Below are 16,304 nucleotides of genomic sequence, written 5' to 3' on the forward strand. Positions count from 1 at the left end.
AATTACTGATCAGGGTCCACCATGATCATCACTTGGATTTATACTATAATCGTTAAATTATTAAACTTACGCTAATGGTGCATTTACTACCCTTTTACTCCGTGGTGAATGTTCACGCTTACCTCTCTCACGGGTTTTCTTAATGTCCAGGGCAATGTCCAATGGGTTGTAGGTTATTGTTACGTTTACAGCATCACCATCGGTGCAAGCGACAATGTGTATCTTTGGATCATTAATTAGTAGCACTTCACAGTCAAAGTCTAGGTTTCCATAATCACCAGTTAATTGCTTCCTTAGGGCTAACCACAGCGTTTTTCTTATCACTATTGTTTCCCTTATCATTCTATTTCAATAATTCAACTCCAGATAAATAAAAGTTTCCCCTCAATTCTTCAAAAACATACTAAGTAAAGATTAATTTTGTTCTTGATGCAGATTGCGATTAATCCTACGAGACCTGTAATGAGTGAAATGTTTATTCCTAAGGTAACTAGATTTATGTTCAATGAATAGTAAATTGATTGGTAGGAGGATCCATACAGACACTGGCGCATTATCGCTATTAATAACTAATTACCTATTTTCCTTAATAACCCTATTAATTATCGAGAAATACCAAGTTAACATCACTAGGTTAACTCTAACGGCAGGCCTTGCCTTATTGAATATCATGAGCCTCGTGAGAGCTCATCTAGGCTTGGCTTCCAGGAGAGGTTTACGTGATTACTTACTATTCCTAATAAACACAGCCCCATACCTAGTGCTTATTCCGTACCTGGGAATTTGGTTATTGATACCCCTAACACCACTTGCATTATTCATGACTGAGGTAGTGCGTAGGAAGGGTAGGTCTGTGGTAACCAATGTTTCTGGAACTGCGCTAATAGCATCGACATACTTGGCGTGGTACATCCTCATGGGCGGTGATTTGGTGGCTAAGGTAATAGTGGCGTCGTTAGCATGGATTATTTACCACGCGTTCTCTGCGCTGTACGTGGAGGGTAAGTTACCGTTTAGGCAGGGTGTTAAGCCATACCACTCATCACTTCTTTGGTTCATAAGCCTGCCAGCCCTGGCCTACGGACTTTACACCGCTGATGGATTATTGTCTTTAATTGTGCTTATTGAGCCGACGATTAGGGCGTTTATTGCCGTTAGGGAAGGTAAATTACCGATGAATGATTTGAGGCGTAGTATTAGGAGGATTGGTATTTGTTTATTAATTGAATCACTGGTCTTAGCTGGTTTAATACTGGTCCTTGTCTATGGATTACCATGATCATCCCTGATAGAGAATCACGCCGGAGTACCAATTAAGGGTTGAGCCTGGTGCCTGAATTACTAATTTCCAACATGGGTAATTACTAATACTTGCAGTTATTGTCTCTGAGGTTGTTGATATTGCTGAGTATACTGGAGTACTTATTTGTGTACCGGGTACTGTGTAGCAGTAAATAGTTACATTACCGCCGGCTGGAATACTTAGGTTTATAAGCAGGGTCTCCACAAGCGTTAAATTACTGAACATAAATAATGTGTAGGTCTGTTGTATTACCATGTAAGGCGCGCCATACAGTTGATAATACATAACCGTCCTACCTGTTATTTCATTAAGTAAATTAATGATCTTAGTATTATTACTGGCCACATAATTACTAACATTAGTTATAGCATTATATATCGAATTCCCCACATTATTTATTGTTGATGTAACGTTTACTTCAATATTACTTTGGGTCGTTTTAATCGAGTTAATGATTGTTGAGTTTACCCTAGATAATGCGTTAATTACCTTAGTATTACTACGGTTTACCGCATTTATTATATTTGTCGTATTAACACGTTGATAATAATAAATATTCTCTAGATTCATGATTACCAAACCTAAGTGGTCATATATGCTCCTTGTGTAATTTAATACCGATCCTATTGTTAGGTTAATCGGTACAAGGTACTGTTGTTGCATTGTGTTTTCCTGAGTCAGTATGTTGCCTGTATTCGTCATTATGGGATTAAGATAAATAATTATTGATATTGCTAACAACACAATTACTATCGCTAGCAACACCAGGGTATACCTGGTGTCCCATGCCATACATTAGATAATTAATACCTCGAATTTATATGAGTTGCTGAGGGTTAAATGGGTTTACCCAATTGTTATGGTATTGTGACTTATAGAGAAATAGTTATAAGGACATGAGTAGTAATAGGTCTAATGGGACCGAGCGCATTAGATGAGGTTGATCAAATCCTCCGAAGTAAAATGAGTGATGAAATGTATCGAAGATTAATGAACATAAAGAATCCCGAACTCCACAAGTTTATAGCCTGGGCAATAGACCTCTGTAAACCCGACTCCGTGTTTATAAACACGGGTAGTTCCGAGGATTTCGACTACATTAGGAAGAAGGCCATAGAAATTGGTGAGGAAATGCCACTGAAGATTCCTGGGCATACTGTGCATTTCGATAGTCCCTACGACCAGGCTAGAGCCCGTGAGGACACGGCTATATTACTGCCTGGTGGTCAGAAGCTACCGTTTATAAGGACGAAGGATCGTGATGAGGGATTGAAGGAAATGTACTCACTGCTTGACGGAGTAATGAAGGGTAGGGAGATGCTGGTAGGCTTTTACTCACTTGGACCTAAGGGTTCCCCATTCAGTATATTGGCTGTTCAAATAACGGATTCCTACTACGTAATGCATAACGAGAACATACTCTATAGGGCTGCCTACGATGAATTTGTCAAGCAGGGCGAGAGGGCCAGGTTCCTTAGGTTTCTTCATTCTCAGGGAGAATTGAATGAAATGAAACAAAGCAAGAACATTAAGCAAAGGAGGATTTACATAGATCTCCCTGGCGAGACCGTATACTCAGTAAATACGCAATACGGCGGTAACAGCATTGGTCTCAAGAAACTAGCCCTTAGGCTCACGATAAAGAGGGCAATGGAAGAGGGCTGGCTCAGTGAGCACATGTTCCTAATCGGTGTTGAGGGGCCGAGGGGTAGGGTCACATACTTCACTGGGGCGTTTCCCTCGTACTCAGGCAAGACATCAACTGCAATGATTGGTAGGTTACTTGGGGATGACCTAGCATTCCTAAGGAATGTCAATGGTGAGGTCAAGGCAGTCAATCCTGAAGTGGGTGTTTTTGGAATTATTGAGGGTATAAACCCCATTGATGATCCATTAATATACGAGGTACTAACCAGGCCTAATGAGATAATATTCTCCAATATATTGATTACAGAGAATGGTGAGGTTTACTGGAATGGAATGGGCAAACCAGAGCCTGAGAGGGGTATTAATTACACGGGTAAGTGGTGGAAGGGTAAGACGGATGAGAAGGGTAATCCAGTACCACCATCACATCCGAATGCCAGGTTCACGGTATCATTAAAGGCATTTAAGAACCTGGATCCAGCCTATGATGATCCTAATGGTGTTGTCGTTGGTGGAATAATCTTCGGTGGCAGAGACCCCGACACACTGGTGCCTGTCTTTGAATCCTTTAATTGGGAGCATGGTGTAGTAACGATAGCCGCATCACTTGAGTCGGAGAGGACTGCCGCAGTGATAGGCAAACCCGGCGAGAGAGAGTTTAACCCAATGGCTAACCTGGACTTTCTGTCTGTGGATCTTGGTGTTTACATATCGAATTACCTAAAGTTTGGTGAGGTGCTTACAAGGCCTCCGAAGATATTCGGCGTTAATTACTTCCTTAGGGATGAACAAGGAAGATTCCTAAATAGTAAGGAGGATAAGAGGGTCTGGCTTCAGTGGATGGAGAGGAGGATCCATAATGAGCTTAATGCCATAACGACACCCATAGGCTATATACCGAGGTATGAGGACTTAAGGATATTGTTCAGGGAGGTACTCAATAGGGATTATGGGCTTGAGGACTATACAAAGCAATTTGCAATAAGGACCACTAAGCTCCTTGAGAAGATAGATAGGATTTGGAAGATATACTCGGAAATACCAACAATACCGAAGAGGTTCTTTGATGTGCTTGAGGAACAGAAACAAAGATTGCTGGACGCCAGGAGTAAGTATGGTGATGTAATACCACCACAAAAGTTTGAGTGATTATAGGACATTAATTCATTCATTCAAAACCATTAATTTATATCGAGAACCACTAAGATTAGCCGCAGCATTTATTACCTGCAACTCATTCTTTGTGGCCAGTGTTACTGCACGCCCTCTTCTATCAAGCCTTGCGGTCCTACCTATCCTGTGAATGTAAGTTTCTGGGTTGTTCGGTACATCGAAATTAATTATTAACTCCACATCAATTATGTCTAAACCCCTAGAGGCTAAATCCGTAGTTACTAATACGATATTTCCATCCTCATCCCTAAACCTTCTTAATACTCTCTCCCTCATGTACTGTTTCATGCCGCCATGAAGTAACAACGCATAGTACTCCCGGGACAACTGTCTATGAAGTTTATACGCCCTCTCCCTAGTGTTTGTAAAGACTATGGACTTACCCGCTAACTCCTTCGTCATAACGCTATATTTCTCACTCCAAAATCCATTAATTAAGTACACAATCTGCTCCACATGTGGTAATTCATACTCGTGACTACCCGTCCTTAAGAAGACGGGATTTCTCATAATACTACGCAATAACTCATACACCTCCCTGGGCAGTGTCGCAGTGGCAGCATAGGCTTGTTTCCTATTGTGAGCTAGGCTCGATATTACACGAACATCATCTATAAAACCCATATCCAGCATCCTATCCACCTCATCAATAACGAAGTAATTAACACGACCTAAATCAATGTAAGACTTCCTCACCAAATCTAGTAATCGACCAGGCGTCGCCACAACAAGAGATGCATCCCTTACAGAGCTTATTTGCTCATCATAAGGCACACCACCATAAACAACAGCATGCCTAAACCCAAGGTACTTATTGAAGTAGGTAAATTGTGAAGCAACCTGCAGTGCCAATTCGCGGGTTGGCACGATAACTAGAGATTCCGTCACCTTACCAACCATGGAATTCATGATAGGCAGTAGGTAGGCTGCAGTCTTACCACTACCTGTTCGAGCCTGCATAGCAATATTAACACCTTTCAAAGCCCTGGGAATAACCAAACACTGAATCTCTGTAGGTCTCTCAAATCCAAAATCAAAAAGGGCCCTTCTAAGCTCTTCCCTCAGTTCGTTAAATACCCCACTCATTCAGCACCGATAAACTGGGTATTAATAAAACGGAGCATAGAAGAATCCACGTATCCTGGAGTAATGCATAATTACGGCGTAAATATAAATATCCGGGTGTGAATTAATACTGGCGTAAATGGCATCACGATGGTACGCCAGGGCTGAGCGATATAGGGCATTAAGTCAGGACATGCTCAGTAGGGGCTTTTATCCAGAGTGCCCCGTTTTCCCGCATCCCTGCGATTCAAATCATTGTTCATCCTTCGTCGGGTCTTTGCCCCATCCTCGGGGTGTCATCTTATCACGTGCCCACGGGGCTGGGGCCGGTGGGTTCATTGCCTTTCGCTCCCACCGCCGGCTTATCAGGGGTGTTTTTTGCTAATTTATAAGCTTTTTGTTAGCAAAAGGTTTAAATAATAGTTTGGCTAAACCCTCCTAATGGCGAGGGTGTATACGGTCTTTGGTACTGTGATGGTTGACCAGAGGAAGCACGGCTACGAGTACTTGAAGATATGGATTGGGAATAAGCCAGTGTTGAAGGAGCTGGTTGGGAAGAGGGTCATTGTGATCGTGGTGGTTCCAGATGAGGAGGTTAGTTCATAGAACCCTTTTGATTAAGAGACCACTGAGACTCTTCAGCGCCGAGGAGCAGGATGCCTTAGTTAAGGTGCTTAACCGTGTTGATGCTTTAGGTAATTTGTGGGCTAGGGGGTTTGAGGTCTATCCCGTGGATTTAGACTCAAGGTTTGTTGACAAATTCAACTACTTTAAGAATGAGTTAAAGCTCGTTAACGCAAAGAGGTGGTTGGCTAGGGTTCACGCAATATTTAATGTCAGTGTGAGGTTCACTAACGAGCGTGATATGGGTCAAGGCGTCTTCATTGACTTGACCAGGAATGCCCTAAGGCTTAGGTGGGTTATCAAGGGGAGGGCCATTGTTATTCAACTAACCCCCAGCGAGGTGAAGTACATTAAGGAGAGACTTAGCGAGGGTGGCAAGCCTAAACTAGCCAGGGCCTGGGTCGATGGCGAGAATCTGTACATAGCCATAACTTTCGAACGTGAAGTTGAGCCGATTAAGCCGAGCAACTATAGGCTAGTTATTGATGTGAACTCGTGGAAGAATGGCATTGTTTGGGCATTAATCAATGGTGGAGTGGGCTCAATGGGTAGGGAGAGACCAGACCTAGGTTACATTGAAATGCTTTACAACCATGTGACTATGCTTGAGCATAAATACGGCACTTTAAGGAGACTTGGCATGCATAAGTCCCTCTATGGGAAGAGATTGTGGAGGGAGATTAAGGCCACTAGGCGTAGGCTATACGCCTATATTAGGGACTTCGCGCAGAAGGCGGCCCACAAGTTGGTTATGAAGGCTTTGAAGTACAGGGCTATGGTGGTTATTGATGACGTGATTGAGGAGTCCAGAAGGGAGTTAATGGAGGAGAAGCTACCCAATGGGTTGGCCAAGGCCTATGTGCTCTACCTGAGGCGTTTCGTGAAGCTTCTAACGAATCAATTAGCCTGGTACGGTATTCCCTACGAGTTCAAACGCCTACCAAGCACAATATGCCCAGTTTGTGGTAATGAACTGACACAATTACCCAATAGGGTAATGCAATGCCCAAAATGCGGATTCAAAGCAAACAGAGATGAAATACCAATAAAATGGGCACTCCTACATTAACATAAGGCTTAAGGCAACCATGAAGCTAGGCTTTAATGAAGAGATACTCCAAGCCAAACTACATGCAGTGGCTTAGGGATAGGCGCATTTTGAGTAGGGTTGGGTGTTTCCACTCAAGGGCCAGGAGGACTGCAGTGTAGATTGTTAAGTACGCCAGGGAGAACCAGGCGTTAATCGTTAGGGAGGATTTGAATGGATTAATCAAGGCATTGAGGAGACTACCCAAGAACCATAGGGTAAAACTAATCATGCTTGGCTATGGGAGGTTGGCCTACTGGATTGACTGGGAGGCTGAAAAACACGGCATACCCATTAAGGTGGTTAATCCAAGGGGTACCTCAACCAAATGCCCAATGTGCGGAGTTAAAATGATTAAAGTTGGCTATAGGAGGCTCAAATGCCCAAGATGCAGATTCGAAGAGGATAGAGACGTAATCACCGTGATTAACCTATCAAAAATGGGGTCAATGACCAATGAAACCACGAGCAAGGGCAGGAACCACCCCCCAAAAAAAAGGAGGAGGTCAGAAAACAATATATAGGATTCAGGTACCCAGATGTTCGAATGCTTGATTATGATAAGGATGATGCCGAGGATTGTCTTAGATGTATGGAAATGGTGATGATCTACGTCTAGGGAGATACTCCTTAAGATGCACCGTGAGATTGAGGAGTGGATAAGGGAGTTATGCGGTAAGGGTTACATAGTCGTATTATTCGGCTCGAGAGCTCGCGGTGAAGCCAGGATAGATAGTGACTGGGATTTATTGATCATTGGTGACAAGCCACCAACTGAACCGCCGAATGACCTAGCCCAGGTACATTATGCCGATGAATTAACTGCCGAGGAGGAAATCAGGAACTTCAACACATTATTCCTCGACGCATTCTACGAGGGTAAATTACTGTGCGGTGACTCAGTGACATTCAACAGACTAAAAGACCTAGTACTTAGCATCACAAGAGGTTTCCTAAAAACAAAAGATGGATGGATAAGGACAAGGTAAGGCATTAAGAATTAAGTTGGGTACGTATTTCAAGGGCTGAATCCTTTTTCGTGTTTGTGGAAATGTTTTTATTCGTTTCTTTGGGATATGCCTTAGTGACAAAGCCGTAGCCACTTCTACTAAAACTGAATATGTATATCCAGGGAGATACATTGCTTGGTAACTCGTAGATGTATTCATCATCCTCATGCTTAATCAATTTACTAACCTCAGAGACGTGGACAAGCTCATTACCGATAAGGACATAGGCGTACCAAGAACCACGAGTACCACCACGTCTCCCCTCACGAACAAGCATAAATCAATACGCTAAATTAAGAGCACAAATTGAGCAATAAATTAAAGTTTTGCGACATGAACCTCATGATTAATCATAATTACATTTAGTCCAATGTTAATTTGCAATAATTGTTTTACGGCCTTATTCCTGAAAAGAGTCATGGCATAATGAGGAAGAATAAAATACGAAATTAGCGGGCCCGGTGGGATTCGAACCCACGACCTACGGGTTAAAAGCCCGCCGCTCTACCTGGCTGAGCTACGGGCCCGATTTATTTGCTAATGCCTGTGCCTTTTAAGGTTTTATGTCGCCTTAGTTTTTTAATTGGCAATATTTTAATTATGTCGTGACCTCGATCGTCAATGCCAGGCTTGGCGATTATCACGGTGAGTGGGCTTTGGATGGTGGTACTGTTAGGTATGTTGAGTATATAGGTGGTGATGTTATTGAGGCTGAGCTTGAGGGTTGTGGTGAGGACTATACTGATTGTGTTGTTGAGGATGTTGTTAAGAGGCTTGGTGATGAGCTTAAGCTTCCCAGGTCAGTCCTTGGTTCAGTGAAGGCTAGGCTTAAGGTTCTCGGTTTCCCATTGGTGATTACGCTGCGTGAGGAGGTTAATGCTTCGATTATTGAGTTTAGGGGTAAGAATGGTAGTGCCCAGTTAATAATTCGTTACCAACTTATCTCCTAAAGAGGATTGCCCTGAGTACCGCGTATAGTATGAATGCGGCTATGAATATTATTAAGGCCAGAAGCGCTATTCCACCGAGCCCCAACTTCACGTATGAGTAACTACCCAGGATACTGCCTAAGCCCATGCCGAATCCAAGTACTAGGCTGTATAGGCCCATTGCCGAGCCCCTCATGCTTATTAATGCCTCATCACCCGTTAATGCGAGTATTGATGGTACCACGGCGGATGCCATGAATATGAAGGGGGCTGAGGCGGCGACGGCGATTATCGGGTTAACACCCAATAGGAGCAGTACTGTTAGTATTATGAGACCGATACTTACACCTATAACTCCAATACTCATTGTTTTTAACCTACCAAGCCTGTCCGATACGTAACCAAAGAATACAGAGCCTAGGCCAACCACGAGTGTTGCGCCTAGGAATAGGGCACCAACATGTATCGGCATAACACCCTTAATACTTCCTATGGCCCTGCCTGAGTATATTGCGGCGCCGAGTATCATTGTTATTGAGAACCAAATGGGTAGTGTCGGTATGGCCTTCCTTGAAACACCCCTTAACGGGTTTAGGTATACAGCGCCTATGGTTGGCTTGGTCTCGATTATGTAATTAAGGACTATTGCGTAGAGTATGACCAGTAGTATTAGTAGTATTATGAATGCTATCGGCCCCCTAACCACCTGGTAAAGTATTGAGCCAATCATGTAGCCAAGTGCGTAGCCAAATATGTTCATGAAGTCAAAGACACCCATGCCCAATCCCCTATATCCCTTCTCTGTTAGATCCGTTATCATTGCAAGCGTGGATACGAGGACCAAGGCTGCACCGAAGCCCATTGCGCCATTAAATGCAGCAGTGGCCATTGGATTTCTCAGCAGGGCTATTGCTAGGTATATTAATGCCATGAATATTAAGATCCAAGTGTACCCAAGTATCAGTGTTAATTTCCTGCCTAGCCTATCAGCCATGTACCCTGCTATGAAGGAGCTTAAGGCTTCGACAAATGGGTATGAGGCCAGTATCAAGCCGATCATTATGTTATTACCTGGTGATAGGTAGGATATTAGGAATGTATTGGCTCCTGATCCAACCCTGATCATTAGTATTGGTAGGTACGGCAGTAACGCCCTTGTATTCCTCATTAGAATCAACGAGGTACTTAATCCTTATTAATTTATTAAGTAGTAGTTCTCGGTATGAGTACCATACAATTAATCGATAGGTACTCAAGACAGGTTGCTGTCATTGGTAAGGAGGGTCAGGAAAAGTTATCGAGGGCTCATGTGGCGGTTATTGGCCTTGGTGGTCTCGGGACTCTTGTGTCCATGTACCTAGTTGGTGCTGGTATTGGTGAATTAACAATAGTTGATTACGATACGGTTAGCCTAACGGATCTTCATAGGCAACTACTCTATAGGGAGGAGGACGTGGGTAAGCCTAAGGTTGAGGTTGCTGTCAGGAGACTTCGTGATCTAAACTCAACCGTAAAGATAAAACCAATTAATGAGGCGTTAACCGACGAGAATTCAGAACTAATCGTTAAGAATGTAGATGTTGTAGTTGACGCCCTCGATAATTGGATAGGTAGGCAAGTACTTAATGAGGCAATTGTTAAGTTGAGGAAGCCCCTAGTCCATGGCGCAGTAAATGGTTGGTACGGACAAGTATCAACAATAATACCAGGCAAGACGCCCTGCCTCTACGAATTGGTTCAGGTTAGGTCATTACCCCAGTGCGTGGGCTATTGTCCTGTTGTTGGTCCAGTGGTTGGTGTCGTAGCATCAATAGAGGCAACCGAAGTCGTTAAATTGATAACGGGCATTGGTGAGCTCCTCACCAGTAAATTATTAATTATTGATGGTAAGAATTGGGTCATTGATGAGATAAAGCTTAGTAGAGTTGAAAATTGCCCTGTCTGCTCAAGATACCTTAAAGAAAAATAATTTTAAGGAATTAATTAGCGGTTTTCTGCTCATGAGGAGGTTTTTATCAGCATTATGGGCTAAACTGAGTAATAGGCCATTGGCGCTTTGTGATAGTGGTGATGTTGATGGTATAACAAGCGCCGCCCTATTCCTAAGGAAGTACTCAAATGGTATTGTTGTCCTTGCAGCACCCAGTGAGGTTAATAGGTCTTGGTGGATTAAACGCCTTTCCTGGACCTTCGTGGCCGACCTTCCATGCCCAGGTAAAGTATTGATTAGGGCTGATCACCATAGAACAAATAAGCCCTGTGCAAAGGTTGAGTTTTATGACCCTGAGGCACCATGTTCGGCATTAATGGCCATGAAGGCCCTTGGCCTCGAGAATGATACCGTAGCAAATGGCTTGGTCAAAGTCGCAATAGAGACGGATACCGCGAACATAACGAGTAAGGAGGCCGAGAATCTTGACTTAGCGGTTAGGTTCGCCTCATACCCTGAGAAAATATACATAGTAAGGAACCTGGCAATTAATGGTCTTCAAGCATTAAGCAATGCTAAGATACGCAACCTAGTGGAGAGGGGTTATAGGGCTAAGAAGCTCATGCTTGAGATTGCGGATAAAATACCTATTAAGGAGATAATTAATATTTATAGTCCAATAGACCTCGGTATATCCTATAGGCAATTAACCATTGAGCTTCAGCACAGGGGTGCCAAAATGGTAAATGTACTACTGAGACTGAGTAGGAGGACCTTCAGGTACTACTGCGGTGCTGATAAGAATAGTCCCTATGACTGTACACAAGTCGCCACTAAGCTTGGCGGTGGTGGTCATAAATACGCCTCGGGCGCGCAATATAAGTCGCCGCTCCTCAATCCAGGGTGGGGTGTTGAAGCTTTCATAAACGTGTTAAAGGCCTACTTAAATATTGATAGACTTGAGGTACTTGAGCTATCGAGGAATTCCATAAGGGTTATAACGTACTAATTCTCATCAGCGCTTTGGACCTTCGTCACTATTCAGTGGCTACCATTCTCATCACAGGTAGTACTAAGGCTTACTAGAGAAAGCCCTTTAAATGTGAGTTTTCACGATATTGGCGGGTCTTCTTGGGTAAAGTTGTCGTTATTGATCACCCATTGGCTCAAGCCATCTTAACGACACTTAGGGATAGGAATACGAAACAGATTGAGTTTAGGAAGGGCCTCGTTAGGCTTGGCAGGTTAATGGGTTATGAAATAGTGAAGTCAATGGATATAGAAACAGTAGAAGTAGAAACACCACTTGGTGTTAAAGCCAAGGGAGTTAGGATTAGGGACCTTGATCATATAGTCATTATTCAAGTGCTTAGGGCAGCCATGCCCCTTGTTGAGGGTCTCGTTAAGATCTTTGCAAATGCCAGGATGGGTGTTGTCAGTGCCAGGAGAGTTGAGGAATCACATGTACCTGGTTCGCTGGATTTTGATATCGAGATTACGTATGTTAAGGTGCCGAGGATATTCGACGACGATATATTAATAATTGCCGATCCAATGCTAGCGACCGGGTCTACAATAATCTCCGTATTAAGGCAAGTCCTTAAATATGGGGCTCCCAAGAGAACGATTATAGCCAGCGTCATAGCCACTAAGTACGGCATAGACAGAGTGCTTAGGGAATACTCATTTGCCGAGATATACACAGTAGCCATAGACCCTGAAATAAACGAGAAGGGCTATATAGTACCTGGGCTAGGCGATGCTGGGGATAGGGCGTTTGGTGGTCCTTAAATTAAATCTCCTAATTACGAGATGAAATCCTTCTCATTACATAATTCAAAGCCTCATCAACCAAGCCCTTCCTAGCCAACTCATTAAACTTCTCATCGTTATCCAACTCCATGTATAGGCTCAACCTGGTCCTCACATCACTAACCACCTCCTTAAGTCTACTCTTAACTGCGTACCAAACCCTCGCCATATTCATTAATTCCTCATCCTCCCTGAGGAAATTCATTATCTTATCCAGGGCCCTCCTTGCCACAATACCACTTAGTCCCTCGGTGGTTACGGCAATCCTTATACCATTAATCTCACTCTCGAAGGGAACAACGACCTCAGTTTCCTCAGCATTAGTAGCATCATTAAAGAACTTCCGTAAATCCCTAGCAACCTCCCTAACTCTTTCATTAATTGCTGGGTCATTAGTAGCAATAACCACTAGGTCGGCCCACTCAATGCTTTTTCTGAGTAATTCCTCGTTATTTACATCACCCCTCATTAGCTCTATTTTTCCCTGCTCTGCATAGTGCATTAGCTCATTACTAAATTCAAGGCTTAAGACCCTAACATTGGCACCTGCCAGGAGGAATTTAATGGCCCTCCTCGTACCAACACCACCACCCCCGATCACTAGTACATTCCTGCCGTTAAACTCAATGAAGAGTGGTATCCTCACATACTTAATCTCTTAGGGGGTCATTTATTTTTACTTGCACCTTTTAAATGCAAGATTCTTTTTATAGTGAGATCCCTAATATTAATGATGGTATTAAGCGACGGCACTTCCTCATTAACCCTCAAATCAGAATCCTTAATACTATTCTTAATCCACGTGCATTCATTGATTAGGAGGCTATGGACGGACCCAGGTACATCAGACCTAGTTAATTGCCTAATTATATAATCATCACTAAATTCAACAACTAACCTGGGCCTATTAACATTACCCACATCAAAGCCAAGCATTAGGGCTAAGTCATGTTCATATTTCTTAGAAAAGCCATTAATGACTTCCTCAAGTCTTGTTCGATTACATGGTAATGGTAACCTAGGCATTATAACCTCAATTCCCGATTTAGCGAGTAATACTGCCAATATTGAATAGAACTGAGGCTTAACACCTGGTGGTGTTAACATAAGTACCCGCGCATTGGTATTGCTGGGTGTTAGTGTCATTATTTCGTAATTAATGCGTACGTGATAGTCATCACCATCAAATATCCTAAGCATTAGTGAAGCGCATGAAGAAATGCTTAATAGTATTACTTTTTGAGGAATTCCTCGAGCCTCGCCTTGACCTCAGGCTTCAGCGATTCCTCGGCTAGAGTATTTAGTAATTCATCCCACCTATCACTAACCTCATTAATCATTGAGGATATCATTAGTTTCTTAATGATTGAGTAAACACCGTGAGGCACGGAACCTATCTTATTGATTAATTCCAGGGACGTCTTTAAGCCATCATTAACATCACCAACAACCCTATGGACAAGACCCCACGCAACAGCATCATCAGTGCTCAACCTAAAGTCCCTATCCAGAAAGAACCTAGACCTCAGAATGCCGAAGAGGTATGGCGCAAAGGCTGGTGTGACAGGCACGAGACCATACCTAATACCTGGTAATGAGAATTCCGAGCCCCTAACAGCGACTACCTGATCAACGAAGTATAAAAGCTCCGTTGCGAAGCCATACGCTGAACCATTGACCAGGGCTATCACTGGCCTCTCGCATTTTGCAATAGTAATGACTAAATCCCTAATGGCTGAGAAGTACCTCCTTGATTCATCAATTGTTTTGAAGCCGTAAATCTCAGCAAGGTCAAGACCCGCGGAGAAGTTTCTGCCCTCGCCAGTTATTATGACACCCCTATAATCCCTACAGCCCAGGGCCACGGCATCCTTAGCCCTCAAAGTCAACTCGAGACTAAACGCGTTCCTCTTTTCGGGTCTGTTTAACTTTACGATTAATGCATCTTCCATGGGTGCGGTAATTACAATGTTCATAATCTCTCATTGCATATAGGCTTAATATAATTTAACTTATCCTGTTCTTAAATTACAAGTAACCCTTATAAGAGTACTTTAAGACGTTGTGAGGGCATCTTGGTATACCCAACGGATAGGGTCGAGGCCGTGAATTACAACTCAAAAAGAGGCCAGGTTGAACTGACCAAGGGATACCCAGAGGAAAAGTTTCTGTGGAATGTTGATTTCCACCCAACACCAATAAGGAAGAGGAATTGGGATTGGTACACATACGCAGCCATTTGGTTTAGTATGGCGTTCATAGTACCCAGCTGGTCACTAGCAAGTGTTGGTTTGTCCTTTGGCTTAGGAACTCTTGACTCAATATTACTCGTATTCCTGGGCAACGTCATAGTCCTAATACCAATGATAATTCAGAGCCACGGTGGCGCCAGGTATGGAGTGCCAGAGCCCGTCCTAACCAGGACTAGGTGGGGTGTTTATGGCGCAATCTTCCCAAGCTGGATTAGGGCTATCATTGGGGCTGGTTGGTGGGGAATAGAGACTTACATAATGACTGAGGCTGCTGTGGGGATATACGCAATACTGACCCATAAATTAAGCGTAATAGGAAGCTATGTGGCCAAGGGCGTGGCAAGCCCATACACATTAAGCCTAGCATTTCCTCAAGTCTTTTGGATAACCTTCACATTAATAATAATGCTACAAATACTACTTCTCTACTTCTCGCCAGTACCCGAGGCACAGCCAGCCCTTAAGTGGTTTGCAAGATTAGCAGCGCCCTTAGTCCTACTTGGCTTTGTAATACTGTGGTATAACTTCATGGGAATCTCTCACTGGAACTTCGGTGGTGTGTTCTCCATAAGGCCTGCTGTTACTGGCATTAACTACTGGATCATGTGGTTCGCCTTCCTCAATGCTAACATAGCCTATTGGGCAACAATGGCATTGTCAATGCCCGACTACACCAGGTTCGCTAAAAGTCAATTTGCGCAAACAATTGGTCAAATACCCATGCCATTCATGATGCTTGTGATTGCATTGCTTGGTGTCATGACTACGGGAGCCATAGAGCAGGTATACCACGTGGCCATTTGGGACCCAATACTTGCATCAACACTATACCTACAGCCAACGCTTGCAGTACTACTGAATGCATTATTCCTATTAGCGACATTCTCTGTGAATGTATTCGCAAATACTGTTGGTCCGGCATATGACTTCGCAAATACATTCCCAAGGAAATTCACTTGGTTTAGGGGAGCGTTATTGGTTATAGCTATCTCAATTATTCTTGGTGCATGGACGTTCTACAGCTCAGCCTATGGCTACCTATATAACTGGCTATTGACGTATGGCGGATTACTGGGTTCCGTTGAGGGCGTAATAATCTTTGATTACGCATTGATTAGGAGGTTTAAGTTTGAATTAACGGACGTATTTTGGAGTAGGGGTAGGTTTAGGTATTGGAGAGGTATTAACCCAGCCGCCTTTATAACCTTCGCCATTGTGGATTTCATAATCTACGCACCCTTCATACCATACCACAGCATAATATTTAGTAACTCATGGTTAATATCCTTCCTACTCTCGGGCTTGATATATGTACCATTAATGACTCAGTGGATAATACCCAGGTACCAACCTGAATTAAAAGGTTCAATATTCAGGGAAGGGTATGCAAGTAGGGAGGTATCGATGGTATTTAATAATGAGGAGAACGTGAAAAGGTGAAGCGAGCTTAGGTTATTCTCAAAAATTCCTCA

At 43.2% G+C, this 16,304-nt stretch carries 20 protein-coding genes and 1 tRNA gene; 12 read left to right on the plus strand and 9 right to left on the minus strand.

The window, feature by feature from the left end:
- Nucleotides 1-66 precede the first annotated feature (66 nt).
- On the minus strand, nt 67-342 hold the full coding sequence (locus VMUT_RS08175) for a hypothetical protein (RefSeq protein ID WP_013604951.1): 276 nt from the start codon (nt 340-342) through the stop codon (nt 67-69).
- A gap of 163 nt (nt 343-505) precedes the next feature.
- On the opposite strand from VMUT_RS08175, the gene VMUT_RS08180 reads away from it, so the two are divergent.
- Nucleotides 506-1,279, plus strand: coding sequence for a hypothetical protein (locus VMUT_RS08180; protein ID WP_013604952.1), 774 nt, complete (start codon nt 506-508; stop codon nt 1,277-1,279).
- Here VMUT_RS08180 and VMUT_RS08185 read toward each other — a convergent pair whose 3' ends face one another.
- Nucleotides 1,280-2,095, minus strand: coding sequence for a hypothetical protein (locus VMUT_RS08185; protein ID WP_013604953.1), 816 nt, complete (start codon nt 2,093-2,095; stop codon nt 1,280-1,282).
- A 123-nt stretch (nt 2,096-2,218) separates the two neighbouring features.
- On the opposite strand from VMUT_RS08185, the gene VMUT_RS08190 reads away from it, so the two are divergent.
- Nucleotides 2,219-4,099: a phosphoenolpyruvate carboxykinase (GTP) gene (locus VMUT_RS08190; RefSeq protein WP_048056968.1), complete on the plus strand. Its 1,881-nt coding sequence runs from the start codon at nt 2,219-2,221 to the stop codon at nt 4,097-4,099.
- Between the two features lie 15 nt (nt 4,100-4,114).
- Here VMUT_RS08190 and VMUT_RS08195 read toward each other — a convergent pair whose 3' ends face one another.
- Complete coding sequence (locus VMUT_RS08195) at nt 4,115-5,209, minus strand: DEAD/DEAH box helicase (protein WP_013604955.1); 1,095 nt, start codon at nt 5,207-5,209, stop codon at nt 4,115-4,117.
- Nucleotides 5,210-5,629: 420 nt separating this feature from the next.
- Here VMUT_RS08195 and VMUT_RS12850 point away from each other — a divergent pair, with 420 nt between their 5' ends.
- From VMUT_RS12850 to VMUT_RS08210, 5 genes are all read left to right on the plus strand, one after another.
- On the plus strand, nt 5,630-5,794 hold the full coding sequence (locus VMUT_RS12850) for a hypothetical protein (protein WP_158304805.1): 165 nt from the start codon (nt 5,630-5,632) through the stop codon (nt 5,792-5,794).
- A complete protein-coding gene (locus tag VMUT_RS08200; RefSeq protein ID WP_052298525.1) occupies nt 5,775-6,881 on the plus strand; it encodes a zinc ribbon domain-containing protein in 1,107 nt (368 codons plus the stop codon). Before VMUT_RS12850 ends, VMUT_RS08200 begins: the two co-directional genes overlap by 20 nt.
- A gap of 140 nt (nt 6,882-7,021) precedes the next feature.
- The gene (locus VMUT_RS08205; protein WP_083805493.1) at nt 7,022-7,423 is read left to right on the plus strand and encodes a zinc ribbon domain-containing protein; all 402 of its coding nucleotides are present in this window, start codon (nt 7,022-7,024) and stop codon (nt 7,421-7,423) included.
- Nucleotides 7,424-7,446: 23 nt separating this feature from the next.
- Nucleotides 7,447-7,518 carry a hypothetical protein gene (locus VMUT_RS12520; protein WP_237699737.1) on the plus strand — a complete coding sequence of 24 codons (72 nt, stop codon included), beginning with the start codon at nt 7,447-7,449 and terminating at the stop codon, nt 7,516-7,518.
- Between the two features lie 16 nt (nt 7,519-7,534).
- A complete protein-coding gene (locus VMUT_RS08210) occupies nt 7,535-7,888 on the plus strand; it encodes a nucleotidyltransferase domain-containing protein (RefSeq protein ID WP_013604958.1) in 354 nt (117 codons plus the stop codon).
- Between the two features lie 4 nt (nt 7,889-7,892).
- On the opposite strand, the gene VMUT_RS08215 is transcribed toward VMUT_RS08210, so the two are convergent.
- Nucleotides 7,893-8,186 (minus strand): hypothetical protein, encoded by a 294-nt coding sequence (locus tag VMUT_RS08215; protein WP_013604959.1) that lies wholly within the window; start codon nt 8,184-8,186, stop codon nt 7,893-7,895.
- A 176-nt stretch (nt 8,187-8,362) separates the two neighbouring features.
- Nucleotides 8,363-8,436 (minus strand) — tRNA-Lys (locus tag VMUT_RS08220).
- A gap of 78 nt (nt 8,437-8,514) precedes the next feature.
- Between VMUT_RS08220 and VMUT_RS08225 the strand changes: the two genes are divergently transcribed.
- A complete protein-coding gene (locus VMUT_RS08225; protein ID WP_013604960.1) occupies nt 8,515-8,859 on the plus strand; it encodes a hypothetical protein in 345 nt (114 codons plus the stop codon).
- Here the strand turns inward: VMUT_RS08225 and VMUT_RS08230 are convergent.
- A complete protein-coding gene (locus VMUT_RS08230) occupies nt 8,849-10,006 on the minus strand; it encodes an MFS transporter (RefSeq protein ID WP_013604961.1) in 1,158 nt (385 codons plus the stop codon). The genes VMUT_RS08225 and VMUT_RS08230 overlap by 11 nt on opposite strands.
- Before the next feature lie 54 nt (nt 10,007-10,060).
- On the opposite strand from VMUT_RS08230, the gene VMUT_RS08235 reads away from it, so the two are divergent.
- From VMUT_RS08235 to upp, 3 genes are all read left to right on the plus strand, one after another.
- A complete protein-coding gene (locus VMUT_RS08235; protein WP_013604962.1) occupies nt 10,061-10,807 on the plus strand; it encodes a HesA/MoeB/ThiF family protein in 747 nt (248 codons plus the stop codon).
- Nucleotides 10,808-10,838: 31 nt separating this feature from the next.
- Nucleotides 10,839-11,777, plus strand: a complete 939-nt coding sequence (locus VMUT_RS08240; protein WP_013604963.1) for a hypothetical protein — start codon at nt 10,839-10,841, stop codon at nt 11,775-11,777.
- Nucleotides 11,778-11,899: 122 nt separating this feature from the next.
- Entirely contained in the window at nt 11,900-12,559 is a 660-nt protein-coding gene (gene upp, locus VMUT_RS08245) for a uracil phosphoribosyltransferase (protein ID WP_013604964.1), read from the plus strand.
- A 10-nt stretch (nt 12,560-12,569) separates the two neighbouring features.
- On the opposite strand, the gene VMUT_RS08250 is transcribed toward upp, so the two are convergent.
- The 3 genes from VMUT_RS08250 to VMUT_RS08260 are packed head-to-tail and all read right to left on the minus strand — an operon-like array spanning nt 12,570 to nt 14,556.
- Entirely contained in the window at nt 12,570-13,226 is a 657-nt protein-coding gene (locus tag VMUT_RS08250) for a precorrin-2 dehydrogenase/sirohydrochlorin ferrochelatase family protein (RefSeq protein ID WP_013604965.1), read from the minus strand.
- A gap of 20 nt (nt 13,227-13,246) precedes the next feature.
- Nucleotides 13,247-13,780: a hypothetical protein gene (locus tag VMUT_RS08255; protein WP_013604966.1), complete on the minus strand. Its 534-nt coding sequence runs from the start codon at nt 13,778-13,780 to the stop codon at nt 13,247-13,249.
- Between the two features lie 32 nt (nt 13,781-13,812).
- Nucleotides 13,813-14,556, minus strand: coding sequence for an enoyl-CoA hydratase/isomerase family protein (locus VMUT_RS08260; RefSeq protein ID WP_013604967.1), 744 nt, complete (start codon nt 14,554-14,556; stop codon nt 13,813-13,815).
- Between the two features lie 99 nt (nt 14,557-14,655).
- On the opposite strand from VMUT_RS08260, the gene VMUT_RS08265 reads away from it, so the two are divergent.
- Entirely contained in the window at nt 14,656-16,272 is a 1,617-nt protein-coding gene (locus tag VMUT_RS08265) for an NCS1 family nucleobase:cation symporter-1 (RefSeq protein WP_013604968.1), read from the plus strand.
- Nucleotides 16,273-16,304 lie beyond the last annotated feature (32 nt).

The organism is Vulcanisaeta moutnovskia 768-28 (genome assembly GCF_000190315.1).
GTDB lineage: Archaea > Thermoproteota > Thermoprotei > Thermoproteales > Thermocladiaceae > Vulcanisaeta > Vulcanisaeta moutnovskia.

What these genes read in the sequence shown, in the direction of transcription:
- VMUT_RS08175 (WP_013604951.1), bottom strand. Translation starts at nt 342, where the DNA reads ATGATAAGGGAAACAATAGTGATAAGAAAAACGCTGTGGTTAGCCCTA.
- VMUT_RS08180 (WP_013604952.1), top strand. Translation starts at nt 506, where the DNA reads ATGAATAGTAAATTGATTGGTAGGAGGATCCATACAGACACTGGCGCA.
- VMUT_RS08185 (WP_013604953.1), bottom strand. Translation starts at nt 2,095, where the DNA reads ATGGCATGGGACACCAGGTATACCCTGGTGTTGCTAGCGATAGTAATT.
- VMUT_RS08190 (WP_048056968.1), top strand. Translation starts at nt 2,219, where the DNA reads ATGGGACCGAGCGCATTAGATGAGGTTGATCAAATCCTCCGAAGTAAA.
- VMUT_RS08195 (WP_013604955.1), bottom strand. Translation starts at nt 5,209, where the DNA reads ATGAGTGGGGTATTTAACGAACTGAGGGAAGAGCTTAGAAGGGCCCTT.
- VMUT_RS12850 (WP_158304805.1), top strand. Translation starts at nt 5,630, where the DNA reads ATGGCGAGGGTGTATACGGTCTTTGGTACTGTGATGGTTGACCAGAGG.
- VMUT_RS08200 (WP_052298525.1), top strand. Translation starts at nt 5,775, where the DNA reads ATGAGGAGGTTAGTTCATAGAACCCTTTTGATTAAGAGACCACTGAGA.
- VMUT_RS08210 (WP_013604958.1), top strand. Translation starts at nt 7,535, where the DNA reads ATGCACCGTGAGATTGAGGAGTGGATAAGGGAGTTATGCGGTAAGGGT.
- VMUT_RS08215 (WP_013604959.1), bottom strand. Translation starts at nt 8,186, where the DNA reads ATGCTTGTTCGTGAGGGGAGACGTGGTGGTACTCGTGGTTCTTGGTAC.
- VMUT_RS08230 (WP_013604961.1), bottom strand. Translation starts at nt 10,006, where the DNA reads ATGAGGAATACAAGGGCGTTACTGCCGTACCTACCAATACTAATGATC.
- VMUT_RS08235 (WP_013604962.1), top strand. Translation starts at nt 10,061, where the DNA reads ATGAGTACCATACAATTAATCGATAGGTACTCAAGACAGGTTGCTGTC.
- VMUT_RS08240 (WP_013604963.1), top strand. Translation starts at nt 10,839, where the DNA reads ATGAGGAGGTTTTTATCAGCATTATGGGCTAAACTGAGTAATAGGCCA.
- VMUT_RS08255 (WP_013604966.1), bottom strand. Translation starts at nt 13,780, where the DNA reads ATGCTTAGGATATTTGATGGTGATGACTATCACGTACGCATTAATTAC.
- VMUT_RS08260 (WP_013604967.1), bottom strand. Translation starts at nt 14,556, where the DNA reads ATGAACATTGTAATTACCGCACCCATGGAAGATGCATTAATCGTAAAG.